This window comes from Streptomyces sp. CAU 1734 (genome assembly GCF_039888735.1).
In the GTDB taxonomy this organism is placed as follows: domain Bacteria; phylum Actinomycetota; class Actinomycetes; order Streptomycetales; family Streptomycetaceae; genus Streptomyces.
The window spans coordinates 89132-109963 of record NZ_JBDQQP010000012.1 but is presented as its reverse complement, the minus strand read 5'-3'; the positions used below and the strand labels follow the sequence as shown (position 1 = coordinate 109963).

Genomic DNA, 20832 nt, shown 5'->3' with positions numbered 1-20832 from the left:
GCGGTCCGCGCTGAGGGCGGGACCGCCCGGGGGGTGCTGCCCGGGGCGGGAAGAGACGGCTCAGGAACTGCCGCGGGAGGGGCGGGGCGGTCCCGTGCGGGTACCGCTCGCCGGGCGGGCTCCGGTGCCGGGCGGAAGGCCGGGTGTACGCGGCCGTGACGGGGCGGCCGGCGGGGGGTAGGTGCGGAATCGCGCACCGGTGGGGGCGGCCGCCGGCCGGTTGATGACGGTGCCCTGGATCACGGTGCCGCTGCCCTGGGACGGGCCGGCGGGCGGCGGGCCGGTACGGCGGGGCGCGCCCGGGCGTACGGAGTAGCCGCCGGCGGTGGCTCCCGGAGCGGTGGTTCCCGGCGGGGTGGGGCCGGGGCGGCGCCGCGGTCCGGGGCGGGGGCCGGTGCCGGGACGGGTCCTGCGTCCGCCGGGTCCTGCGGGCCGGGTACCGGTGGGCCCGGTGGGTCCCCCGGGCCGCGTGCCGGTGGGGCCGCCGGGTCCGCCGGGTCCGCCGGGAAGGCCCGCTCCGGTGGAGGGGCCGGGGGCTCCCGGGCGGTGCGCGGTGGGCGGGTAGCTCGGGGGCGGCGGGATCGTGCGGGTGGGGCGGCTGCGTCCGCCGCTGGGAGTGGGGGGTGTGCCGCCCGGGGTGCCTCCGCTGTTGCCGCCTGTGCTGGGCTGGGGGGCGGGCGGGTGACGGTCGGTGTCGCCGAGCCCTCCGCGGCCTCGGCTGGTGACCGCGCGGTACATACGGCGGGCGGCGGCCATCCGGCCGATGGTGCTGAACACGCCGCGGCCGGCCATCTGCGCGCCGCCCGCCGAGACGATCCCGTCGAGGCGTCCCTTGACCTGCCAGGCCATGAGGGCGGCGCAGATGTTGAGGGCGCTGACCATGAGCCAGCCGTAGGTGGACAGCAGCGACATCATGGCGACCGTGACGACCATGACGGAGCCGAGGAGCATGGTCGAGGTGAAGGACACCATGACCAGGCCGATCAACATTTCAAACCATTGCACCCCCCATTGGCGGGGTTTGCCGGGTATGCACCAGAGGGTGGCGAAGGCGACGCCGCACACGAGCAGCATCAGAGCGCCGATGAGGCTGGCGAGGGTGGTGATGGCCAGGGTGAGGGCGAGGGCGCTGAAGATGACGCAGCTGATGATGCCTGCGATGAGGACACCGATGCGTCCTCCCGGTGTGTGGCCCTGTCGCCACTGGACGGCTTCGCTTCCGACGGCCTCGTCGCCCATGTTCTTGACGAGGTAGTCCTCACGCTCGTCCATGTCGGTGCCGAGCTTGACGACTTCGTGTCCCCACTTCTGGCATGCCTCAAGCGAGCCCAGGTTGGCGATGCACCACGGTGTGGCCACATATGTGCGCCAAACGGCATCGCCAGCGCGCCGGACCGTGTTGTCCTTCTCGTTGTCGGACCAGGCGGGCTCGGGGGTCTTGAACGGCACGGCGGCGTCCTCGCTGCCCGACAGGCCCGAGCCGATCGTCGTCATCGCGACGGATGCCCCCAGTTGCCGGCCGTTGTCGACGCCTTGCACCCAGGTCGAGGGGGCGGTCAGGAAGGTCGTGGCGATCGCCGCGCTGGCGGCGACCCACGCGAGCTGTCCCAGCGGAGAGGCCTCCGCGCGCTTGGCCCAGGCGACGAACGCGCCGACCGCGACGGATGTCGGCAGGAAGATCGTCATCATCGGCCCGGCCGCGGCGCCGATCGCGCCGGAGATCGCGTCCTCCACCCCTGGCAGGGAGACCACGTTGAAGCACCAGCCGACGATCACGACGGCGGCCCGGCCCACCAGGGAGAGGACCTGCATGAGCATGTTGCCGAAGCCGTGGAGCCAGCCGTCGATCAGATCGCCGCCGGTCAGGTCGTCGGAGAGCTGCTTGTCCAGCTGGTACACATCGGGGCTGTAGGACTCGAACAGGGTCCCCTGGCCCGGGGGTTGGAAAGGGCTGGGCATCAGGTCGCCGATGCCGCCCGGCTTGTACTTGTCCTTGTCGTCGGCGGCAGCGGCCGGGGCGAGGACACCGAGGGTGGCCAGGATGCCGGCGGTGGGGATCATCAGGGTCCGCAGCCGCGGCAGGACGAGCCACATGCGGAGCACCGCGTGCAGCAGACGCTGGTTCAGGGGGCGGTTCATGCCGGGCGCTCCCGACCGTCGGCGGCCGGGCCGCGGCTGGCGGGGGTGCGCGGTCGTGAGGTCACGGCGTACCTCCTCGGTTCGCGGGCAGCGTCGGGCGGCCCGCTGGGGGTGGGGGTCATGCGGCTTCCGACCCTTCCTGCGGCGGGTTGTGGACAGAGTCCGCCGACGCGGACGGGGTGCCGGGGCCGGCGTCGGCCGGGGGGTCGTGGCGGGCGCTCTCGTGGTCGGCGGCCTGGTCCTTCGGGTTGGTGGACAGCGCGCGCAGCAGCTCGTAGGAGGGGGCGTCCCACTGCATGGTGGCGACGCGGTCGCGCCGGTCGCGCACGATGCAGTGGCCGTGGCGGATGTTGCCGTGCGGGTCCTTGCCGACGCTGTGGATCAGGGCGCGGGTGCTGTCGGAGATGGGGAGGCGCAGGAGTTCGGCCATGGCGTCCTGCTGGCTGCGGGTGCTCTGCTCGAAGGCGCAGACGGTGGTGATCGCCTCCAGGACGCCGTCCATGCCGAGCAGGGACTTGGGGTCCTGGGTGTCGATGGCGAGCGAGGTGTCGAGTGCCCTTCCCGTACGGGCGATGTAGTCGATGAAGCGCCGTCCGTCGTCGGTGCCGGTGAGGACATGGACCTCGGGGATCGCCACCACTTTGGGGAGATTGCGCAGGTCGGCGCGGGCGGAGGTGTTGAGCGCGTACGCGATCAGTCCGCGCATCAGCGCGAGGGAGACCCTCTCGGTCATCGTCATCTCCCCCGGGCGGGTGCCGGCCTGCGGCATCGTCAGGCCGGGCACCTGGACCAGCCACAGGCCAGGCTCGGGGCGCAGTGGCGAGGCGCCGTCGTGGGGGTTTCCCAGAAGCGGCGCGCCGAGCTGGGTCTGGGAGAGTTCCGACAGGGCTTCGCCGGCTTCGGCCGCGAGCGGGTCGCTGCTGTCCTGCAGGTACTCGATCACCCTCCAGGTCGCGGCGTCCTCGTGCTGGGCGATGGCGTTGCAGGCCCGCAGCAGGTGCGTCTCCACTCCGGCGTCCCGCATCCGCTCGGGCAGGATGATCAGCAGCTGGGAGACGACCTGGAGGGCGGCGTCGCCCTTGGGCAGCAGCCGGAAGACGTCGGCGACGGCAGGGGTGTCCACGCCGCAGGTGACGTGATGCGCGTCGAGGCCCAGGTATTCGCCGGCCTTCACCAGGCCGCCCTCGTCGCCCTTGAAGCCCAGCATCAGGCTGAAGGCACCCTTGAGGCCGGCGATCAGCGTCGCGAGCATCATGCTCGTTGTCTTGCCGCGGCCGGACCGGCCGACGAACGCCGTGGTCGTCGCATCGCCCCGCGCGCTGCCGGCGGTGATGTCGATGCGGCACACGCCCGGGGTGGTCCCGGTGAGCAGTCCGGCGATCGGGCCTTCGTCGTCGCCGGCCTCCGACCCGCCCCAGAACATGCTGGAGGCGAGGGCGTCGGTGGTGCGGATGTGGCCGAGGTCGGACACGCGGAGCATGTCGCCGATCTGCGCCTCCAGCCACAGTTCGCGCTGTTCCTCGGAGGCGACGGTGACGTCGATGCTCAGACCGGCGTAGTGGGCGGTGACCGCGTCGCAGCGGGCGCGGAGGTCTTCGAGGGAGTCGGTGGAGGAGACGATGATGCGGGGATGGTCCTCCAGCAGGGTCATGCCGTCGCGGGACATCTGCCGGCGCAGGTCCTCCATGACGGACTCGGTCTCCTCGGTCTCCGCGAAGGTCTCCCCCGCGCTGCCCTCGGCGGCCGACTTGCGCTGTTCCTTGGCGGACTGGCGCTGTTTGTCGACCTGCTTGATGGCGTGGCCCTTGGTCCACACGGTGAAGCGGACGCTGGCCTCGGGGCAGACCAGGGCGTCGTCCCCGGTGACCGGGTGGGTGTACCTGATCTCGCTGAGGCAGCGCAGCCATTCCTGCTCGCCGGGGGTGATGAGTTCCTCGGGGAACGCGGGCATCGCCAGGACGCTGACCCAGGCGGCGTTCTCGCCGCGGGCGTCCAGCATGCGTACGTGGTCGGCGTGCGGGATGGCCTTGGACTGGGTCAGTCGGACCAGGGACGCGCCGGCGACGGTGGGCAGGTGCGGCGGGGCGGGCTGCGGGCGGAAGCTCTCGCGGGAGACGGCCCAGGCCAGGAGTTCCGCCGGTGCGATCCGCGCCCGCCAGGGGGTGGTCTCCAGGCGGCGTTCCATGCGCCGGGCGAGGCCGTCGAGGTGGGCGAGTTCACTCTCGTCGAGTCCGGTGTGGCTCACGCCGAGCGCGCCGGCGATTCCGTTCTTGACGGTGGCGTTGGCCGCGGTGTCCCGTTCGACGAGCCGGATCCCGAGGAGGATGTGCCGCTGCGGCAGGTCGAGGGTGTCCAGACGCTGGGCCCACATCTCGGCGACCGCTTCGACGTCGCCGGCGGTGAAGATCCGGCGGGCCTCCTCGCGGTAGTCCTCCCCGTCCAGGCGCGCCCAGATGACCTTGAGGTGGCATTCGTAGCCGGGCAGGACCTTCGCGAGCGCGAGGGCGGCCGCGTCCTGCTCCATGTCCTGACGGTCCTCGGGCATCAGGTCGGTGTTGGAGGAGGACAGCGTGAACCACGCCTCCGCGGCGACGTCGGTGACGACCAGGCCGTCGGCGATGGCCACCAGCTGTGGTTCCTTCATGAGGCGTTCGGCGCCGAGCCCGAGGAGCCGGCCGAACCGAGTCGCGGACTTCTTCGCCGCCTTGGTGGTGGTGCTCACGGGTGCGACTCCTTGGTACGGCGGTCGGCGGGGGGCTGGTCGGGGGCACGGCGGGCGAAGGCGGCGGCGGTGTCCTCGGCGATCCGGGCGGCCTGCACGAGGCGGTGGGTGCCGGTACGGGTGAGGTGGTGCCACAGCCCGGGGCGGAAGCCGGGGCCCGGCGGGAGTGTCAGGCCCGCAGGGCCCGCGGTGCGCCAGGTCCGGTCGCTCGGGTCGGTCAGCAGGCGGGTGGAGAACAGGTCCCGGGCCAGTCCGTTGAGCGGGCCGGGCACCTCCCGGCAGGCCAGGACGACTTGGATGCCGGCGAGCCGGCCGTGGGCCAGGACCGCGGTGAGGGCGTCCAGGGCCACGCCGTTGGGGCGCGGGTCCGCCTGGTGGTCCAGCAGCACCTGGGTGGTGCCGTCGTTCTCCACCAGCAGGAGCCGTCTGGGCCCGGGTTGTCCCTTCGCGGCGCGGCCGCGGGCCTGGTGCGCCAGGCCGAGCAGGTGCCGGTGCAGCTGGTCGGGGTCGTCCACGTAGGTGACGCGGTCCAGGCCGCGGGCCCAGGCGTGCTCGACGTGGTGGACGTCGAGGATGTCCAGGTGCTGGCCGGCGAGAAGGGCCTGCGCGCCGAGGCTGCGGAGCAGTTCGGTGGTGCCCGTGCCGGGCGGGGCCACCGCCAGGACGTGCCCGTCGCTCGGGGTGAGGTGGACGGCGGCGCCTTCGGCGTCGAGGCCGATCAGCGGGTGTTCGCTCAGACGGGCGGCCTCCTGGCCCGCCCCGTGTGTCAGGTCGACGTGCGGCTGCGGCAGGCGCGGTGAATCCGGCGTGCTCGGCGGGCCGGGCCGTCGTCGGGGCAGGAACCTCATGCCGCCTCCCCGGTCTCGATGACGCCGCGGGCCAGGGCGCGGGCTTCGACGTCGCTGAGGAACAGGGCCTGGAACGGGGTCGCTTTCCGGTCGGCGACGACGTGCATCCGGCCCGGGGTCAGGGACACCGGCGGTATGGACCAGACCTCGGGGGCGACGCGCTGCCACAAGGCGGCGCCGCCGTAGGCGAGGACGCGGGTGGGGAAGACGTCTGCAACGGGCACGGGGCCCAGGCCCGGCAGGCCGACGCGCGGGTTGCCGGCGAAGATCTGGATCCCGAAGGCGGGGCCGGCGGCGAGCAGCACGCCGAGGGCCTCGACTCCGGGGGCCTCTTCGAGCTGGGTTTCGGGCCGGGTCTGGCTCCAGAACTCGCGCAGTCCGTAGGTGACCGTGGCGAGGTTTTCGATGACCACGATGCGGCGTCCGCTCCAGCCGCCGTCCCAGTCGCCGGTCCCGTCCTGGAGAGCCGCGACGTTGATCAGGAGGTGGTCGTGGATCTCGGCGATCTTCGAGAGGTAGCGGACGCCGGGAAGGTCGTGGGCCCACCGGTGCCCGGATCCGCCCGGGTCGATGAGGTCGACGCTCGCGCCGAGCGCCAGTGCCTGCGCGGTCAGCGATCGCAGCAGGGTGGTGGTGCCGCCCCCGGCGCCGGTGGCGACGAGGGTGTGCGCGGCGGTGTCGGGCAGGTGGAGCGGCTGGTCGCCGTCGGCGAGCCCGAGGAGTGGAGCCTGCGCGGCGTTCAGCGCGGTCAGGGTGTACCGGTCGGCGAGGCGCACCGATGTGCGCAGGGCCTGGACGGGGATGGAGGTCTGGACGGTCATGAGGGGTTGTCCTTCGATGTGTTCCGGTGGGATTGACGGCGCCGTTTGGCGGCCTTGGCGCGTGCCCGGGCGACGGCGTCGGGCCCGTACATGCGCAGGCGGGGCCGCAGGCGGGCGGGCCCGCCGCAGGACTCGGCGGGATCGGGGGCAGTGCTGTCGTGGGTGAAGTAGGAGGAGAACGCGGGCATTTCGGCGAGCTGGGGCGCGCGTTCGGCAAGACGCCGGGTCCGCAGACGCAGACCGGTCTTCGGCGCGGGGATGCGTCCGCGGCCGATGACGGGCCGCAGCCCGTGGTTGAGGTAGTTCAGCCGCACCCCCCAGAGCAGGAGATTCGTCCGCCTCCAGTAGGTGGCGGAACGTTTCGCCCCGTAGAAGGTGAGAAACAGCGGCGGCAGCAGGAACAGCGGGATGAGAGGCCGCGGCGGGAACCCGAGCAGCAGGAGCCAGGCGCCCCACCACAGCGGGAAGATGACCGCGCCGTACTTCAGCGTGGTCCGCGGCAGTCCTTCGCCCAGGTCCAGGCCGAGCAGTTCGTGCTGCCGGGTCTCGATGTCCCAGTGGCGGGTGTAGGTGTGTGAGGTCCTCATCGCGTCAGCCCGTGAAGACGGAGGCGAATTTGCCGCCGATGAACCGGAGGATGGTGACGGCCTGCTGAGGGGTGAAGATCATGACCGCGACGACGGCTCCGCCGACGATGTGCGTGATCAGGGCGCCCCATTCCTTCTTCATCCAGTGGCCGAAGGCTCGGACGGCGAGGACGGCGACGAAGAGGCTGCCGACGATGGCCAAGATCCACGAGACGAGCTCGTTTTCTCCCATGGGTGTGTGCTCCTTGCGGTTGGTGCGGACGAGGTGGGGGAAGCCGGCGGGTTGCGGCAGGGAGGGACGGGGCGGGTCACGCGGTCTTCGCGGTGACCGCCTCGACCTGCCAGCGGCTCGCGCTGCTGGCCGAGACCTTCGCGAGCCAGACCTGGTAGGTCTGCTGCACCTGACCGCCGGCGACCTTCCAGCGCACGGTCGCCGTGCCGGTCCGTCTGTCGCCGCCGCCGGCGTCGACGACCCAGGAGTCGAGCGCGTCGAGCCGCAGGCCGGGGCCGATCGGCGCGATGTCCGCGCCGGGCGCGGCAGCCTGGTCCTCACTGCCCTGGGCCCAGGAGGAGAAGAAGTCACGGACGATGTCGCGGGTCTGGCTCGACAGCGCGGAGTCGGGCTCCCGGCCGTCGGGCGCCTTGTACGCGGCGGCAGCGGGCATACCCACGATCGCGGGCGCGCCGGTGACCACGACCCGGCCCTGCCCCTGGGCGACCGGCACCTCCAGGCCGCGCCAACTCGCCACGTTCCGCTGCTGTTTGCCGCTCCCGGTGACCACGCTGACCCGCACATCGACCCGCACCCGGGCCCGCTTCCCGCCGACCTGGGTGACAGGCCCGGGAATGGTCTGCGCGACCATCTGAAGCCCGGCGCCGTTCCACCCCAGCTTCGGGTCGACGCCCTTCGCGAGGTCCATCCCGAGCTCCCTCGCCCGGGAGTCCGGGTCCCGCGCGTTCCACGTCATGTAGGAGCGGGCGAAGCGGGCGGCGACCTGCTGCGCTTCCGCCTCGGGTACATGGCTCTTCCGGGCCTCGGCCTGGGGGTCCTTCTGCTCGACGGGGGCCGGCGGCTCGACGGGGAAGATCCAGGTCCGCACACCGGTGAAGGCGGCCAGTCCGATGACCAGCCAGATCGCCACCCGGCCCGCCTTCCGGGCCGCTGAGCGTCCCGACGACTCCTCTTCCTCCGCCCAGCCGAGCGCGGGCGAAGGCTTCCCCTTCCCAGGTGCCGGCGTGTCCGCCGGGACGCCGACGGCCGCGGTGTTTTCGTCATCACCGCCCTTGGGCTCTTTCGGTGGAAGATTCATCATCTTCCGCAGCGCACTCATCCGTACTCCTCGGCCAATTCCCGATATCCGGCCTCCGCGCATCAGGGCATGACGGAATGTCACGCGGCCTCACGTATGTCGCGGAAAGCTCACACGGGAAAGGTAAAAGCGCACCCCTGTGGATAAGTTCCGGCAGTTCACGGCCAGGCCCGGGCACGAGCGCCGGCACAGAAAGAAGGGGCCACGGGAATACCCGTGGCCCCTCCTTTGTGAGCACCCGATCCGGAAGGCGGTCAGCCGTCCTCGCCGTCGTCCGGTTCCGGGTCCTGTGCCTCCGGAGCGCCATCGGCGTCGTCCTCCTCGCCGTGCGGCGGAGGATCGGTCACCCCGGCCTCGTCGTCCGGCCGGTAGTACGCGGCCAGGTCGGCCAGCACGAACAGTTCCCTGCCCGAGACGGTCCGTCCGGCGGGGAAGTCCTTGCGGCGACGCTTGTGCTGGCGCATCAGGTCGGCGCTCACCTCGATCCCGTCCGCGGCCAGCCTTCTCGATATCTCCGCCAGCGCCAGCAGCTCGTCCTCTTCCTGCGGCTCTTCAGCGTCCGGTGACTCACCGCTCTCCAGCTCCAGCGGTTCCTCGTCCTCAGCCTCTGCCTGCGGCAGCGCCGCGCCGCTCTCCCCCGGGCCTGCGGGTACGGCCCGCTCATCGGGAGCGGATTCCTTCGTGAACAGGGGCGTTGACGTCTGCAGCAGCGACGGGAGCCGCTGCGGGCTCCGCGCCGGCGGGGATCCGTACAGGTCCGCGGTGCTGTAGCCGAACTCGTTGCGCAGCTTGATGCTGTGCTCGCGGAAGGCGTCCGGGTCCGCGTAGGGAACCTGGATCCACTTCCGCCGGTTGCCCTCGATGATCATCATCCGGCCGGCCCGGTCGACGGACTCCGGGACGGGTGAGGTGTTGACGATCATCTTCCACTGGTTCGCGTTGAAGTTGCCCATCATGATCATCCGGAACATGTTCCGCAGACCCCGGGAGCCGACAGCGGCCTCCCGCAGGTCCTGGAACACGCCGATGATGGTGACGTTGACGTGACGGCCCATGCGCATGATGGACGCGATGTCACCCCAGATCGGGTCGCCGGCCGGTTCGCCCTTCTCCTTGTTCTCGTTCCACCATTCCTTCGAGGCGTCCCCGAACTCGTTGCCCTCCTCCAGAATGAGGGTGAGGCGGTCGAAGTCCTTCCCGGGGTCGTTCTTCTTCATGTAGTTCCGGGCCTCGACCTCGCGGGCCACCCAGGAAATCGCGGCCCGCATGTCACCGATATTCCCCGGATCGGTGTAGAGGTGTACGCCCTCCACGCCCTCGAAGCAGTTGATGGAGGCCATTTTCACGTCGATGCCAATGACCGTCGCCCGCTGCCGGATCAGCTGAGTGATGATCATCTGGAGGAACGACGACTTGCCGCCGCCGGATCCCACCGACAGGGCCCACATGGCCGTCTCGCCGGTCATCTCCTTCTTCACCGCGTTCAGCCGGTCACCGATACCCAGCACCAGCTGCCCCGGCACGCACCCCGCGATCGCCTCCTGGACGAGATCGCTGAAGAAGTCGACCTGCTCAGGCGGTTCCAGCTTCGGCTTCGGCTTCTGCGGAGTGAACACCACACCGAACGGATGGCTCTTGAGATTCCACTCCCCCGACCACAGTCCGCCCATCCGGGCCTGGACCAGCTCCCGCATCTGGTCCTTGACCGCACCGGGGTCGTACCACCCGTCCGGAAGCCGGATCGCAACGAACGACCGGTCGATCGGTATGTTCAGGGCGCGCACCCGCTGATGATCGTCCCACCCCGGCAGCAGATCCTTCAGCGCCATGGACATCGGGATCACCAGCGTCCGCATGTGCCGGCGCCGGCCCCGGCCGCGGATCGCCGCCACGACCAGGACCGGAACGGCCACCGCAGCGGCAATGACCGACACCCGGATCACCTGGTCGTGGTCCTTCACCCACCACCACGTCCACGCGGCCCAGCCCGCCCAGCCCAGGAACGCCAGCCTCAGCAGCGCGATCCCCCACCTGGGCACACTGCCGGGTGGTCGCGGCTCACCGTCCAAGGGCGCGCCGCTGACGAACCGCCCGAAGGCCATGGCTCCTTGTTCAATCCCGTCCTCAAGCTGTTTGTCGAACTTCGTCTGCGCCACGGCCCATTTCCCCTCTCCACTCCCGGCTCCCGCGCGGAAGCACCGACAGGAGGGCACGGTAGGAGGATCAGCCTGTGGACAGAGTCACTCACTCCCGCCGCAGCCTGCCGCCGGCCCGGATTCCGGCCCGCGGGCCAGCCGGGAAAACCCGCCCGGCCGTGCTCAGGCAACGCCGCCGCGGCGCCCGGCCCGTGAGCGCACGAACCCCACACCGTGCCCAACCGCGCCTCGGCGTAACGGACATGGCCGGTCGGCACACCCCTCGAGGCAGGAAGAACGGTCTATGCCGGCGGACCAGATCCGGGCGCGCACGGGAATCCCGCCCGCGAGCGCGAGAGAGACATCGAGTTCGGTACCGTGCAGAACGCCACCTGCATGTATCGAACGGTGCATGTATCGTTCGATACATGCAGAGTATCGAGAAGATCACCCGTGTCGCTGCGGAACTCACGGACGCCACCACGAGGACACATCTCATTCGTGAGGCCGCCGAGCGTCTCGCTCCCCAGGACTTCTCCCCCGAGGACGGTTCGGGTCCAGCCGGGGATGCCGAACGTGCTCTCGCCGGCTGGGCCGTGCTGCATAACCACCGGGACGTCCTGGTCCAGGCAGCGCTTGCGGCAGGGGTCAGCAGGACCCGCATCCAGGAGATCACCCGCATCTCCCGGTCCACCATCGACCGACATCACCAGCCGCTCCCCCACCGGCTGACGATGCGCTCGCCCGCGGAGGACTTCGCACTGCGCACCGCGGCAACCGACGACGGCGACAAAGCCGTCTACGAGCTGCGGGACCGCCGCACCGGTCAGACCGTGTGGGGCCACGCGTTCGCCATCTCCGACAGGAAGGGAGTGGCCTACCACTACGGCAACGCGGTGGCCGCCACCCACAGCGTGGAAGAGGTCTGGGACACCGATCGTCTCCAGCAGACCATCGAACAACGGCTCGGCTTCGAGCATGACGACTGCCGGGTGTGCGGCAAGGAGATCCGGCACCACCACAGCCCCATGATCCTGCGCGTCGCCTACGACGACCACCTCCCCGGCCGGCCCCGGGTCCGGGAGCACCTCGTGATCGGCTGCTTCGAAGACGAGACACCCTGAGCGACCGGGCAGAGACGGCAGAAGCGCCAGTCACCGCCGCCTCCCGTGGACGACCGCAACGAGAACCGGCGCCCCGTGGCGGGGCCGCCGCATGCTCGCAGTACGTAGTGGCCACACCGAATCGACCGGGGCCTCCAGCAGATCGCCATCACCACCACCGACGTCCGCCCTGGCCGGCTCACCACCCACGCGTCAACTGCCGGCGCTACCGCGAGGAGTGCCTGAACGAAGGCATCGACCCGCGCCTGCCGCCGAAGTTGAATCCCTCGGCCCCGGCCCCCTGTGGCAACGCCTCGGCGAAGTGATTGAGCCCCTGGTGGACAATCTCCAGCGGTGGGACATCGAGGCGGCACCGAGTAGGCGGACTGCAACTGCTGCGCTCCTTCGGAGACAGCTGAGGCGCATCGTCCATCGCGCAGCGGACAACCCGGCCGCCGAGGACCTGTAGCTGGCGTTCACCCCGCGTGGCACATCGGCTGCAGCGGTCGGTCCTGAGGTGTAAAGGCTTCATCTGCAAACTCAACGCGCCCACTACGGTCGGCGACCGCGTCCAGAGCTACGATCCTGAGCGGTGGCGATGCCCCCTGCCCTGGGACGCTCTCCGCGCAGAATCGCTCCTGACGAAGAAGCGAACGCACTCGAACTACGAGGGCCGGTACTACTGAATGTCCGGCCACTCCCCCACCGGGACGGTGTGCGCCACCTTCCCCGTTCTGCAGAACCGGAGAGCCGCGCGGACGAAGCGCTGTCCGTGATCAGACACCGATGGTCACGAACTCAGGACGACAGGGACGCGCGAGGAGGCGATCGGCCCGACCAGCGCACCGCGTCAGGCGAGAGGTGCAAGGGAGCACATTCCTCCTGCCGTGCTCCGATTCCTGTCCGCCCGCTCCGCTCGTGAAGGGATCGTGCCCGCGGACGAATCAACGCGTCGCGACCGCAGGCACGCATCGACCGACTACCTCGCCGCACAGCCAGATCGGCATCTACTGACCGACGGGCAGTCGGCCACGAGAATGAAGTCCCTGCCCCGCAGCGCCGCTCCGGGGCAGGGCGACGGGCACAGCGTGGACGCCTGCTGAGTGCCACGGGGGAAGCCGGTCGGCTAATACCGAGACCGCAGACGCGTGGCCTCTCCGGGATGCGTGCCCGGTCACAGGCATCGGGCGCCCGCTCCCAGCCTGAGCCGCAATCCGGCCGCCGAGCCGGTCGACATCGACGCCTGTCCACTGCTCGGACCCCACGGCCTTTGTCACGAGCTCCCGCTATGACGCCGCCTCGCTTTCCGGCTCACCGCTGCGCTGACGCTCCTCCTCGGTCTTTGTGATCTTGTGCGCCTGCCCGCGGTTGACCTCACGTCCCTGCGCTGCGAGCCACTCGACGACCGCCGTCGTCTGCGTAGAGCCGAGCACCGTCATCGCGTACCGAACCGCTGCCGCATTCGACTTGAGCGCCTCGACGGCCGCTCTGTGCTCATCGCTCGCCAGATACAGAGGAACTCCTCCCGAGTCGGCAACCGCCTCACGCCTCTCCGTCCTGACAGCTTGCCCCTCCCCCACGACGCGACTGCTTGACTCCGTAGCGGTCGCTGTCATCGTCCCCTTACCTCGGGCGCGACCGGTCTCCTTCCGAGCCGATCGACGTCCCACCCTCTCGGATTCGTCCGTCAGCGAGGGCTCGCCATCATCGCTCCGCTGTCCAGACGACTTCACGACCACCACTGCTTCCCTGTCTGTCCCCGGCAGAGATCGCCGCTCGGCTTCGCTCTCGGCAGCTCCGGTTGGAAGTTCATGAGCCGCGGCTGCGCGGCCGCTACCACCCGGTGCCTGGTCCACTTTTTCCAGCGAGGGCGATCCTTGCTTCCTGGAGTCGTCCGTATCGCCGGCCGCCCTCCTCTCAAGCTCGCCGTGCGCCACGTCCACCTCAACCGGAGCAACGCCTCCGACATCGCGGTCCAAGGCCACTACGGCAGGCCGCCGAGCATCCGACCCGGCTGACGGCTCGAGTGGAACTCCGTACCTCGCAACCTTCAGCGGCAGCAGATCCTCGACCGGCGCCTTCCAGCGCCAGCCCCGGCCGTAGCGGCCCCGGAGCCTCGCCTGGTAGATCAGCCTCTGCTGCTCGGCCAGGATCACGTCCTCGTACTTCCGGATCTCCCAGAGCTTCATCCGACGCCAGAGCCTGAAGGTCGGCAAAGGCGCCAGCAGCCACCGCCACAGGCGGACGCTCTCCATGTGGCGATCGGCCGAGATAGCAGCCAGTCGACTCACCGCATGTCGGGCAGCCTCAACCGTCACCACGAAGAGAAGCGGGATGACACTGTGCATGCCCACACCGATCGGGTCTGGCCAGGCCGCAGCGGCGTTGAATCCGATGGTTGCCGCAGTGAGCAGCCAGGCGGCCTGGCGCAGCATCGGGAACGGGATCCGTAGCCATGCGAGCAGAAGATCAAGCGACAGGAGCACCGCGATGCCGGCGTCCACTCCAATCGGGAAGACGGCCGCGAAGTCCCCGAACCCTTTACGGATGGCCAGCTCCCGCACCGCCGTGTATGACCCAGCGAACCCGATTCCCGCAATGACCACCGCCCCCACAGCGACGACCGCCACCAGCACCCGCTGAGCTCGGTTCAGCCGGATGTGCTCCACGGTGCGCTCCACTTCCCACTCCCTCCGATCTGGATGAGAGGAGCGTGCAGCAGCCAGCCTGTGGATAGAGCCCACGCCGAAGAGCCCGCTTTCGGGGTTCTTCACGGGCGAGGCCGCTGGTGTCGGTCGGTTCGAGCAGGCCTGTGGCGATCTTCTTGGCCCTTGAGGGTTCGCAAGGCTCCGCCTGTGTGCCCCCGTCCGATGGGAGGCCGACGGAGTGAAATCTCCGACTATCTGCGAAACGATCGAGCGGGCGGGGAATCCATAGAGCCACCGGAGGTGCAACACACTTCGGGAGCCCGCCTACCTTGCGGCCACTCTGAGGGCAACGCCGGATGCTACGAATCCGACCGCGATCACTCACCTCCGAGAGGTCCGGCGCCAGCTAGCTGAGCGAGTCGCTCGCAATACCTACTCTGGCCACTCTTCCGCTTCTCGTCACTCTGACCTTAAGCGGATACCGCGGTATCCGCTTAAGGTCAGAGTGACGAGAAGCGGATACCGCGGTATCCGCTTCTCGTCACTCTGACATCTATGGTCGCCAGCTTCTAGCTACTGGCGTCGATCCCCATCTCGGCCCGAAGCTCCTCGACGGCCGAGATCAACTCCTTCATCATCACTCTCGCCTGCTCTTCGTCGGTCGACCGAAGTTCGCGAATGCGCTGCAGGACCAGCGTGACGGGAGGCGGCCCTCCCCCCTCAAGCCCCCCTCCCCCATCGGAAGTCCGGGCCTCGACTCCATCCCCTCCGGTGGAGTCGGAAGTTGCTGCCACAGCCTTCTGCGCTCGCCTCTCCGTAACTCTGGCCTCTGCCACCTCAGGCGCGCCAAGGCCCAGGAACTTCACGGCAGCTTCAAGGGACTTCTCAGTGAGCTTGCCCCGCCGGGTTGCCTCTTCCCAGACCTTGCGCACCGCATCGTCGCCGTGGTCTCGCTGTACGGGCACCAGGATGCGCAGCTGACGCTCCTTGAGGTCCATCGTCGTGATCGACTCAAGAGCTCGAACCACGGGAAGCGCTCGCTCGACCTTGTTCGCGTAGTCCTTTCGGATCCCGAAGCGCTCAAGCAGCAAATCCCCCAGGGTCGTATAGCCTCCGGCCTCCCAGGCGCGCTCTCCCTTCATCGCCGAGATGTACTCACCGAGAACCAAGAGCCGTTGCTGCTGGACTCGTTGCTCATTGGACTTCGTCGCGTACTCGAGAGCGCCGATACCGCGCAGATAGTGCTGGAGACGCTCCTTCCTATCCTCCGACGTGGGCATAGAGAACTGCGGCATAGCCACGTACCCATGCTCATCCGCATTCGCGGGGAGGTGAGTAACGGTCGCCTCCGTCGAGCTTTCCCCGCTCTCGGCTTCTACCGCGGTCGATGCATCTGAGGGAGAGACAGCTTCGAGTGAGTCGCTGCGCGGGGCCTCCGCGCTAGATGCCTTCCCATCCGAGGGAGACTCCCCCGCTCTCGAGTCGTCCTGCAACTTCTTTGCTTGCTGCTCCTCCCACACACGCACCTTGCGCTGCTGCTCAGTCTCGCCCCCCTGCTCAGTCTCGCCCTCCTTCGGCTCCTCAGAGAGGCCGTATCGCGAGAGCAGGTCGTTCCGTGACGGGCCGGCTGTCTCAGGTTCCTGCGGCACGTACCTCGGGACGCGATCCTTCTTGCTAGCCGCCATCAGGCTGACAACTCCTTGGCCAAACCACGAAGGCCATCAGAGAGCTCGCACGTGGGGGCGTACTCGAAGAGAGGAACGTGCGCATCAGTGGCCTCGCGCTGCTCCTTGAGGTCGTGAAACACCGCGAGGACGCCGGGGGCAGCGCGCTCTTCCCACTCTTCCTTCTTCCGCTGCGGTGAGGCACCGCGCCGGTTATCGAAGTGATTGATGACAAACCCGAGCTCGTCGATCTCGACCCTCGTGCCGGTCATGAGGTCCTTGCGCTGACTGTTGAAGAGGTCGTACGCCTCGAAACTCGGAGTGTCAGCCCACACCGGCATCACGATGCCGGATCGTTCAGCGAGTTCGCCTTCTCGACGATGGACGTAGTGCATGCCGATGTCCATTGCCAGTCCGAGGCTCGGAGGGCCGTCGATCACCACTACGTCGTAGTCGTCCTCAATGGGTTCGAGAGCGCGCTGCAGCGACTCCTCACGCCCGTGGCGCACGGAGCTCATGACTGCGTCGAAGAGGAAGGCGTCCGTGCACGCAGGCAGAAGGTGAAGCCGACCCTCGAAGCGGTCGCCCTTGATGTCCACGAGAATCCGAGCGATGTGCTTCCGCGCCTTCCCCAGCATGTGCTGGAGGAGGGAGTTGTCGTTGTCGACAGCTAGCGGTTGCACGCCGAGCCTACGGGTCATGTGCCCCTGCGGGTCGTAGTCGATCAGAAGGACCCGGAGACCCATCTCGGCGAATGCCTGGGCGATTCCAGCAGCGAGGAAGGACTTGCCCACGCCGCCCTTCTGGAGAGCGACGAGGATTCTCTTTACCGGCTGGCTGATGAGCGTCTCCCTGGGGGAGGGGTGCGCTTGGAGCCAGTTGTGGACAGCCTGAGCCATCCCCTGAACCTTGGTCAGCTTGCGGGCCTCGCACTCAGCCTCGAAGCGGGCAGGGCCTCCAGAAGGCAGGAAGACTCCCCAGGACTTGGCCCCCTTCGTGGGGACCGTCGATGCGTCCGCAGTCTCGTACCAGAGGGAGAGAGCGTGCGCAGCAGCGTCCTGGATGTCAACTCCCACCTGTGCAGCGCGGATTCGCAGGTCTCGCCTCATCTCGGGAGTGAGGCTGACGAGGAGTTTTTCGCGTGATCCTTGCGTGTCTGTGGTACTCATGAAGCGCAAATTACCAGACGATCAGGTTCAGGTGTGGGAGGTGGGTACCCAAATAACCAGACACGTCTAGGCCGTATGGGTGATTTTAGCGATCTTCGCCCGGTCTCTCACCTTCGCACCTTACGGGCTGATGGGTGCGAGGAGCCGCGCGCCTCGCGATGCCTCGTCGCGACTAGTTCAACCCGTCTCCCGAAGCCGCTCGCGAAGAACTATCCAGCCGTCAGAAGTTTTGCCGAACTATCTGCAAGATGTCTCGCGAAAAAGTGAAAGGGAACTGACCAAATGCCGGTGAGATTCCCAAGCTATTGGATGGTCCATCTCGATATTTTTCTGCAGATTCCAAACCCCTATGTGGCGTCGCCACGCCGACCCCAACAGTGGCAGTAGTGCAGGTCAGGCAGGGTGTAGGGTGGCCGCTCAACAGTCGAGCTGCTATTCGCAAGGGCCTCGGATCATTCGCCGAGAATCGCCTTGCGCAGAAATGAGAGCAACCAGCGCGGCGAATTACATCAGGCCCTAATTCGGTTCTCGGATCTGATGCTGGATCGGTTGAGATAACTAGACGGCAGGAAGGAGCCGGGATGTCTGACCTCACCTGTCGACGCCTCGCAGCTTCGTTCCCTGTGCTCAGGGCGTGCTCGCTGCGGAGCTCCCTCGCAGTGGTAGGTGAATCTCCGTTCGAGGCGTGGAGTACGGGCAGCCACGGTCCTTGTCCACAGGTCAGGGGTTGCAGGGTGACCTGGAACGCGAACAGCCCGGGATGGCCGTCCCGGGCTGTTCGCACTGCGTGGAGGGGGGTGCTGGTCAGCCGGATGGCCGGCTGAGTCCTGGTGTCGCCGGGTCCGGCTCTTGTGGTTGTCCTAGCCAGAGCGGACTGCGGCGGTGTCCCCTTCCGTTCTCGATTATGGAGCAGATCATCGCTGTCCGTACGAGGGCTGGCTCAGTCATGCCGAAATCGGTTGGCGGGGCGGCTCGTTCTGGTGGCTCGTCGTGGCGTCGCGGTACGCGCGCGGGCGAGGTTGAGGTGGCTGGGCCGGTTCCGGAGTCGGGGCCTGGTGAGCCGTTGGCGTTGAACCGGGTGATGCGGGCCCGGCTGTATGCCGCGGTGCGGTGCCTTCTGGCTGACAAGTCGCTTGAGGGTGTGCCGGATTCGGCGCGGCTGGCTGCGGTGGTGTTGCTGGCGAAGGCGCCGGCGCGCAGTGCGGTGTTGCGGCTGCGGGCGGGGGAGATGGCCCGCTGGCTCGGGGTTTCCACGTCGTCGGTGAATCATGCGGTGCTGCCCGCGATGCGTGAGGCCGGCGCGGCCGAGACGGAGCCGCTGGTGAACGAGGCCGGGCGGGTGACGGGGCTGGAGTGGAAGCTCCTGCCGTTGGCCGCGGCGCGGGAGAGTGGGGATCCGATGCATCCTCTCGCGCTGGCCCGTAAGGACCTGGCGACGCTGCTGCGGTTCTGTGAGGCACTGTTCGCGCCGGGGTGGGCGCCGGTCGGGGGGCCGGTGACGCCGCCGGGGCTGCTCGCGGCGCGGCGGGGGAGGGGCGCTGCCACGGATCGGCTCGCGTTGCTGCTTCTGGCGCTGCAGACGCGTCCTGACGGGCGGGTGCGTCTGGTTGGCGGTTCGGTGAAGGAGGGGCGGGGGCGCGCGGACGCGACGGTGGCGCGGGCGTTGGGGTGTTCGGTGTCGGGCGGGGGGAAGGTCCTGGACCGGCTGGAGCGCGAGCGGGTGGTCGGGGTCGGCCGGGCGACGACCGGGACGGGGCAGTTCGGGAAGGGGCGGCTGCTGATTCCGGCGGTCGCGGTGGCTTTCGGGCGGGGGACCGCGGCTGTGCAGGACGCGGTCGTTGAGGAGGCCGTGGGGGAGCTCGAGGGTCCGGGGTCGTGTTCGTCGTGCGCGGGCGGTTCGGCTGACACCGAGACGGCCGGCGGTGGGGGAGTGGTGCTGTCGGGGGAGGGGTGGCAGCAGGAGTCGTTCGACGATGTGGAGCCCGAGTCCGTCCAGCGCCCTGGTGCTGCATCCGGGGATCATGGTGCGGGCCGGGATGCCGCAGGGCCGGTGACGTGCGGGGAAGACGCCTCTGTCTCCGCTCTGGAGCCTGGTGTGGTGGAGCGCCCTGCTGCTGCAGACCTCCACGCAGTCCACGCTCCGGTGGTTTCTGTACTTGGTTCACTTGCTCTCTCGTTCGGGTCTTCCGGCGAAGCCGCTGGGGGGTCCTGCCGTCAGCCGGAGCCCGCGGGCGTCCGCGAGGACACGCCGGGTTCCACAGGTGTCCCGGACCTTCCGGCCGGTCGGGGTGCGGGCGGCCCGCTGCGCGGGGAACAGCGCAACTCCTCCCCGAAGATCCTTTCCCGGAACGGGAGCCGGCCGGTGGGGGCTGCGGTGTTCGTGCGCCCGGCGCCGTTGCCCGCGGGGCTGGAGACGGTGCTGGCTCCGGTGGCGTCGGTGTGGGAGCGGATCGCCCGGTCCGCGGCCCGCAGGCATGTCGCCGCCGCGGTGCGCACCCAACTCGCCAGACTCCGGGGAATCGTGGGCCCGCAGCATGCCGAGCAGGTTCTCGCCGATCGGCTGGAGCGGCGGCTGTGCCAGCAGACGGGCCGGATCTCGGACCCGGCCGGCTGGCTGCTGGGGCGTGGTCTGGTGCAGCGTGCGTGGTGCTGGTCGCAGCTGTGCGACGAGGGCTCGAGGATGGATTCCGGCGCGGGCTGCCCCAGTTGCCAGACTCTGATCGGTGATCAGCGCGGTCTGCGGGCCAGGGTCCGGAACGAGGTGGCCCGGGAACTGCCCGGGGCCGCGCCGCAGGTGCTGCGGGCAGAGTTCGACAAGCGGCTCCAGGCGGCGGTGGCGTACGAGGCCGCGGTCCAGGAGGTTCGCAGGGAGCGCGCGGTGGCCGAGCGGGCGGCGCGCGCCGAAGTCTTCGAGCGGCGCCGCGCCGGGCAGGAGGCCGCAGAACAGTCCCGGCGGGCGCAGCCGTGCGCGGACTGCGGGATCCCGGACGCCGGTGGTCTGTGCCTAGTGTGTACCGGGCGCCGGAGCGTGGAGCGGACGCTGGCCGAAGCCGTCGACCTCGCGGTCATGGGCCGCGCGGACCTCACCGACCCGGCCGCGGTCGTGGCTCTGACCGGGCTGTGCGCCGGGGACACCCGGGCGCTGCTGGAGCAGTACCTGGACCGGCACCGTGCCGGTACCGGTGAGGAACCCGGGCTGTTCGCGGTGCGGGAGATCGCCGAGGCGATCCGTGACCAGCGGCGTGAGCGGCTGTACGGGCAGTTGCTGCACTCGTCCGAGGCGCGGGCGGAGGCCGATGCCGCGTACGAGTCCGAACTCCGCGCCCGTCGCCACGCGAACCGGGCCCTGGCCGAGGAGGCCGCCGACCGGGCCGCCCACGACGCCCTGCTGCGCGCGGCGGAGTTCCTGTTCGCCGACCGGGCGCGTCGGCTGGCCGCTGCCCGGGCCGGTGAGGCCGTGCGGCCCGTGGCCGGTGGCTGGGCTCAGCGTCTGGCCGAGCTCGCCGACCGGCAGGACGAGAGCTCCTCGGTGCCTGCCGGGATGCCGCAGCGGAAGGCGGTGAGCGTGGCGTGAACGCTTCCGTGACCGTGACGGCCGGGCGTCGGCGGCAGCCGCTTTCACTCAGCCCACCGCCTGGCCGGCGGGTGCGGACGGTGGTGTCCCCGCCCTGGCGGGAACCGCTGGA

Annotated in this window: 13 protein-coding genes; 2 read left to right on the top strand and 11 right to left on the bottom strand. The window is 69.5% G+C overall.

Features of this window, described 5'->3' with window-relative positions; all coding sequences use genetic code 11:
- Positions 1-60: 60 nt before the first annotated feature.
- The 8 genes from AAFN69_RS23330 to AAFN69_RS23295 form a co-directional block, all read right to left on the bottom strand.
- On the bottom strand, positions 61-2139 hold the full coding sequence (locus AAFN69_RS23330; protein ID WP_347730641.1) for a hypothetical protein: 2079 nt from the start codon (positions 2137-2139) through the stop codon (positions 61-63).
- A gap of 118 nt (positions 2140-2257) precedes the next feature.
- Positions 2258-4861, bottom strand: a complete 2604-nt coding sequence (locus tag AAFN69_RS23325) for an ATP-binding protein (RefSeq protein ID WP_347730640.1) — start codon at positions 4859-4861, stop codon at positions 2258-2260.
- Entirely contained in the window at positions 4858-5709 is an 852-nt protein-coding gene (locus AAFN69_RS23320; protein WP_347730639.1) for a hypothetical protein, read from the bottom strand. The genes AAFN69_RS23325 and AAFN69_RS23320 overlap by 4 nt, the downstream gene beginning before the upstream one ends.
- The gene (locus tag AAFN69_RS23315) at positions 5706-6530 is read right to left on the bottom strand and encodes a cell division protein FtsK (RefSeq protein WP_347730638.1); all 825 of its coding nucleotides are present in this window, start codon (positions 6528-6530) and stop codon (positions 5706-5708) included. Before AAFN69_RS23315 ends, AAFN69_RS23320 begins: the two co-directional genes overlap by 4 nt.
- Positions 6527-7117: a hypothetical protein gene (locus AAFN69_RS23310; protein WP_347730637.1), complete on the bottom strand. Its 591-nt coding sequence runs from the start codon at positions 7115-7117 to the stop codon at positions 6527-6529. The genes AAFN69_RS23315 and AAFN69_RS23310 overlap by 4 nt, the downstream gene beginning before the upstream one ends.
- A 4-nt stretch (positions 7118-7121) precedes the next feature.
- Positions 7122-7349, bottom strand: a complete 228-nt coding sequence (locus tag AAFN69_RS23305; RefSeq protein WP_347730636.1) for a hypothetical protein — start codon at positions 7347-7349, stop codon at positions 7122-7124.
- 76 nt (positions 7350-7425) lie between these two features.
- Positions 7426-8448, bottom strand: a complete 1023-nt coding sequence (locus tag AAFN69_RS23300) for a conjugal transfer protein (RefSeq protein ID WP_347730635.1) — start codon at positions 8446-8448, stop codon at positions 7426-7428.
- A gap of 233 nt (positions 8449-8681) precedes the next feature.
- The gene (locus AAFN69_RS23295) at positions 8682-10583 is read right to left on the bottom strand and encodes a hypothetical protein (RefSeq protein ID WP_347730634.1); all 1902 of its coding nucleotides are present in this window, start codon (positions 10581-10583) and stop codon (positions 8682-8684) included.
- Positions 10584-10990: 407 nt separating this feature from the next.
- Here AAFN69_RS23295 and AAFN69_RS23290 point away from each other — a divergent pair, with 407 nt between their 5' ends.
- Complete coding sequence (locus AAFN69_RS23290; RefSeq protein ID WP_347730633.1) at positions 10991-11686, top strand: hypothetical protein; 696 nt, start codon at positions 10991-10993, stop codon at positions 11684-11686.
- 1265 nt (positions 11687-12951) lie between these two features.
- On the opposite strand, the gene AAFN69_RS23285 is transcribed toward AAFN69_RS23290, so the two are convergent.
- The 3 genes from AAFN69_RS23285 to AAFN69_RS23275 form a co-directional block, all read right to left on the bottom strand.
- Entirely contained in the window at positions 12952-14334 is a 1383-nt protein-coding gene (locus tag AAFN69_RS23285; RefSeq protein WP_347730861.1) for a DUF2637 domain-containing protein, read from the bottom strand.
- Positions 14335-14882: 548 nt separating this feature from the next.
- Complete coding sequence (locus AAFN69_RS23280; protein WP_347730632.1) at positions 14883-15998, bottom strand: hypothetical protein; 1116 nt, start codon at positions 15996-15998, stop codon at positions 14883-14885.
- Entirely contained in the window at positions 15998-17146 is a 1149-nt protein-coding gene (locus AAFN69_RS23275) for a ParA family protein (protein WP_347730631.1), read from the bottom strand. The genes AAFN69_RS23280 and AAFN69_RS23275 overlap by 1 nt, the downstream gene beginning before the upstream one ends.
- 904 nt (positions 17147-18050) lie before the next feature.
- Between AAFN69_RS23275 and AAFN69_RS23270 the strand changes: the two genes are divergently transcribed.
- Positions 18051-20720, top strand: coding sequence for a hypothetical protein (locus AAFN69_RS23270; RefSeq protein ID WP_347730630.1), 2670 nt, complete (start codon positions 18051-18053; stop codon positions 20718-20720).
- Positions 20721-20832: the final 112 nt, after the last annotated feature.

What these genes read in the sequence shown, in the direction of transcription:
- AAFN69_RS23300 (WP_347730635.1), bottom strand. Translation starts at nt 8,448, where the DNA reads ATGAGTGCGCTGCGGAAGATGATGAATCTTCCACCGAAAGAGCCCAAG.
- AAFN69_RS23280 (WP_347730632.1), bottom strand. Translation starts at nt 15,998, where the DNA reads ATGGCGGCTAGCAAGAAGGATCGCGTCCCGAGGTACGTGCCGCAGGAA.
- AAFN69_RS23330 (WP_347730641.1), bottom strand. Translation starts at nt 2,139, where the DNA reads ATGAACCGCCCCCTGAACCAGCGTCTGCTGCACGCGGTGCTCCGCATG.
- AAFN69_RS23320 (WP_347730639.1), bottom strand. Translation starts at nt 5,709, where the DNA reads ATGAGGTTCCTGCCCCGACGACGGCCCGGCCCGCCGAGCACGCCGGAT.
- AAFN69_RS23305 (WP_347730636.1), bottom strand. Translation starts at nt 7,349, where the DNA reads ATGGGAGAAAACGAGCTCGTCTCGTGGATCTTGGCCATCGTCGGCAGC.
- AAFN69_RS23275 (WP_347730631.1), bottom strand. Translation starts at nt 17,146, where the DNA reads ATGAGTACCACAGACACGCAAGGATCACGCGAAAAACTCCTCGTCAGC.
- AAFN69_RS23290 (WP_347730633.1), top strand. Translation starts at nt 10,991, where the DNA reads ATGCAGAGTATCGAGAAGATCACCCGTGTCGCTGCGGAACTCACGGAC.
- AAFN69_RS23315 (WP_347730638.1), bottom strand. Translation starts at nt 6,530, where the DNA reads ATGACCGTCCAGACCTCCATCCCCGTCCAGGCCCTGCGCACATCGGTG.
- AAFN69_RS23310 (WP_347730637.1), bottom strand. Translation starts at nt 7,117, where the DNA reads ATGAGGACCTCACACACCTACACCCGCCACTGGGACATCGAGACCCGG.
- AAFN69_RS23270 (WP_347730630.1), top strand. Translation starts at nt 18,051, where the DNA reads ATGGAGCAGATCATCGCTGTCCGTACGAGGGCTGGCTCAGTCATGCCG.